Raw genomic sequence first — 2816 nt, 5'->3', positions numbered from 1 at the left:
ACGAGCGCGGACGGCCCCGGCCGCGGCGCCGGCTCCCCGACCGGGAGCTCGCCGGCGGCGACGCGCGAGGCGATGTCGTGGGCGGCGCGGTGCGCGAACACGAGCCCCTCGAGCAGGGAGTTGGACGCGAGCCGGTTGGCCCCGTGCACGCCCGTGCACGCGACCTCGCCGACCGCGTAGAGGCCGTCGAGGGACGAGCGCCCGTGCAGGTCGGTCACGACGCCGCCCGAGTGGTAGTGCTGCGCGGGCGCCACGGGCACCGGCTCCTCGGTCCAGTCGATGCCGTGGTCGGCGAGCCGCTCGGTGATCGTCGGGAACCGGGTGCGCAGGAAGTCGGCGCCGAGGTGCCGCGCGTCGAGCAGCACGTGCTCGGACGCGGTCGCCGCCATCTGGCGCACGATCGCGTGCGCGACGACGTCGCGCGGCGCGAGCTCCGCCATCGGGTGCTGCGCGGGCATGAAGCGGTGGCCCTCGGTGTCGAGGAGGATCGCGCCCTCGCCGCGCACCGCCTCGGAGATGAGCGGGAGCTGGCCCTTCGCGCCCAGCCCGAGCCACAGCACCGTCGGGTGGAACTGGACGAACTCGAGGTCGCCGAGCGTCGCCCCCGCGCGCAGGGCCGCGGCGATGCCGTCGCCCGTCGCCTGCGGCGGGTTCGTCGACGACCGGAAGATCTGCCCCACTCCCCCGGTCGCGAGCACGACGGCGCGGGCGAGCGCCGCACCGACGCCGTCGCGCGTGCCCTCGCCCTTCACGTGCAGCGTCACGCCGCACGCCCGCGGCCGGCCGGCCGGGTCCCCGTCCGCGCCGGGCGCCGTGGTGAGCACGTCGAGCACGAGCGCGTTCTCGATCACCTCGATGCCCGGGTCGCCGAGCACGGCGTCGAGCTGCGCGACGAGCGCGCGCGAGATCTCGGCGCCGGTGGCGTCGCCTCCCGCGTGCGCGATCCGGTCCGCGTGGTGGCCGCCCTCGCGCGTGAGCGCGATGTCGCCGTTCGCGGCGCGGTCGAAGTTCGCGCCGCGCCCGACGAGCTCGCGCACACGCTCCGGGCCCTCGGTGACGAGCACCTCGACCGCGACCGGGTCGCACAGCCCGACGCCCGCCACGAGCGTGTCCGCGAGGTGCGCCTCAGGCGAGTCCTCGGGGTGCAGTGCCGCCGCGATGCCGCCCTGCGCCCACACCGTCGAGCCCGACGACAGCTCGCCCTTGGTGACGAGCAGCACGCGCGGCACGCGGGTGCGCAGCTCGAGCGCCGCGGTGAGTCCCGCGATCCCGGACCCGACGACGATGGCGTCCGCCGTCGTCGTCCACCCGGGCTCCGGCGCCGCGAGCGTGCGCGCGAGCGTGCTCACCCGCGGGGAGCCGCGGCGTCGTCCCGGAACGGGGCGAAGGGCAGGCCGCTCGCCGCCAGGCCTCGTGCCGCGGGCACGTCCGGCACGAGGCCGGGCTCGTCGGACAGCTCGACGATGCGGTTGTGCTCGTCGACGAACACGACGTGCGGCAGGTAGGTGCGCGCGTCGGCGTCCGAGAGCATCCCGTAGGCGATGAGGATGACGACGTCGCCCGGGTTCACGAGGTGCGCCGCGGCGCCGTTGATGCACACCTGGCCCGCGCCGCGCTCGCCCGGGATGACGTACGTCGTCAGGCGCGCGCCGTTGGTGACGTCCACGACGTCGACCTGCTGGCCCGGGTAGAGGTCGGCGGCGTCGAGCAGGTCGGCGTCGACGGTGATGGAACCGACGTAGTGCAGGTCGGCCTGCGTCACCGTGGCACGGTGGATCTTGCCGATCATCATGGGTCGCTGCAGCGACGCCGGGCGTCGCTCGGCGGCGGGACGGGGGCTCGGCGCGGTCACGCGGTTCCTCCAGGGGACGTCGTGCGGTCTCGGGCGCCGTCCGGCGCCCACGACGGGGCGCGGCCGGACTACCTGATCTCGACGACCGTGTTGTCGATGAGGCGGGTGGTGCCCACGCGCGCGGCCACGAGGAGGAGCCCCGGGCCGACGGCGCCGGGCGCCAGGTCGTCCACGGTAGCCGGATCGACGAGCACCAGGTAATCGACGTCAACGCCGGGGGCCTGCTCGAGGATTCCCCGGGCCGCGGCGAGCACCGCGTCGGCGCGCGCGCCCGCGTCCGCGGCCTCCGCGCCGGCGCGCAGGGCACGGCTCAGCGCGAGCGCCTGGTCGTGCTCCTCGGGCGTCAGGTAGGCGTTGCGCGACGAGCGCGCGAGGCCGTCGGCCTCGCGCACCGTGGGGACGCCGAGGATCTCCACGTCGACCTCGAGGTCGGCCACCATGCGCCGGACGGCGAGCAGCTGCTGGGCGTCCTTCGCGCCGAACACGGCGACGTCCGGGCGCACGAGGTGCAGGAGCTTGAGCACGACGGTGAGCACCCCGTCGAAGTGCCCGGGGCGCGACGCGCCCTCGAGCACCGTCCCGATGCGCCCCGACGTCACGCGCACGATCGGGCCGCCGGTCTCCCCGGCCGCGAGGTCGGGGTACATCTCCTCGACCGACGGCGCGAACACGACGTCCACGCGGGCGTCCGGGCCCGCCGAGGCGAGCAGCGCGACGTCGGCCGCGACGTCGCGCGGGTAGCGCTCGAAGTCCTCGCCGGGCCCGAACTGCAGCGGGTTGACGAAGTCCGTGACGACGACCTCGCCACCCGGGCCGACCTCCTCGCGCGCGCGGCGGACGAGCTCGAGGTGGCCCGCGTGCAGCGCACCCATCGTCATGACGACCGCACGACGCGCGGTGGGCGCCGGCGCCGCAGCACGGGCGGCGACCTGCCCGCCGCCGAGCACGGCGCGCAGGTCGGCGC

General features: G+C 76.2%; 3 protein-coding genes. All 3 read right to left on the bottom strand.

The features are described 5' to 3' along the window. A partial coding sequence (locus tag JZ5iCDA_RS16635; RefSeq protein WP_069388136.1) for an L-aspartate oxidase occupies window positions 1-1349 on the bottom strand: 1349 nt, incomplete at its 3' end. After that, complete coding sequence (panD, locus tag JZ5iCDA_RS16630) at window positions 1346-1792, bottom strand: aspartate 1-decarboxylase (RefSeq protein ID WP_069388138.1); 447 nt, start codon at window positions 1790-1792, stop codon at window positions 1346-1348. The genes JZ5iCDA_RS16635 and panD, both read right to left, overlap by 4 nt. Before the next feature lie 128 nt (window positions 1793-1920). Then, a partial coding sequence (gene panC, locus JZ5iCDA_RS16625; protein ID WP_216093475.1) for a pantoate--beta-alanine ligase occupies window positions 1921-2816 on the bottom strand: 896 nt, incomplete at its 5' end.

The sequence above is a fragment of the Cellulosimicrobium cellulans genome, assembly GCF_001722485.1.
Classification (GTDB): Bacteria; Actinomycetota; Actinomycetes; order Actinomycetales; family Cellulomonadaceae; genus Cellulosimicrobium; species Cellulosimicrobium cellulans_A.
The sequence above is the reverse complement of the archived record's forward strand: the minus strand, read 5'-3'. Positions and strand labels throughout refer to the sequence as shown.